This window comes from Bradyrhizobium genomosp. III, from assembly GCF_000261705.1.
Lineage (GTDB): Bacteria > Pseudomonadota > Alphaproteobacteria > Rhizobiales > Xanthobacteraceae > Bradyrhizobium > Bradyrhizobium ottawaense.
Genome location: NZ_AJQF01000612.1, coordinates 1 through 541, shown reverse-complemented (window position 1 = coordinate 541; position 541 = coordinate 1). Strand labels below are relative to the sequence as shown.

1 protein-coding gene is annotated in these 541 nt (G+C 64.9%); it reads right to left on the bottom strand.

From position 1 onward, the window contains the following. Positions 1 to 541 (bottom strand): DUF4082 domain-containing protein (locus tag IC66_RS0142415; protein ID WP_038951404.1); only part of this gene is annotated, 541 nt, incomplete at both ends.

The following is a 541-nucleotide window of genomic DNA, read 5'->3' as shown; positions in this document are numbered from 1 at the left end:
TCGCTCACCGTCGCGGTCAAGGTCTGGTTCTGCGTCGGCGTCCCGCTGACGCTCACCGTGCCGGGGTGGTTGTTGGGGTTGGTCGCGCTCGCAGCGAACACGACGTCGCGGAAGTAGTTTGCATTCTGATAGATGGTGGTCGGAAAGACGCCCTCGGTATAGTCGAAGACGCCGGCGCCGACCGGCGCGTTCAGGCCGCCATTGCTGATGCCGGACGCGAAGCCCTGCGTGGTGGAGACGTAGTAGCTGTTGATATTGACCGAGACCACGTAGGTCGTGCCGGCCGCGATGGTGAGCGGCGTGGCGAGGGTCGCCTGCTGCCAGCCCGATGCGCCTTCGTTGGTGAACGTGACAGTCGCCAGCTCCTGGCCCGTTGCCGACCAGATGTGGCCGATATGGGTGCCGGTCTCGTTCGAGGCCTTGTAGTACCGGATCGCCTGGATCGTGCCGGGCGTGTTGGCGGTGAAGCGCATCCCCAGCTCATAATCCGCGCCTGTCCCGTCGGTGGCGTTGGTGATGGACGGCGTCTGGGTGGTGAACA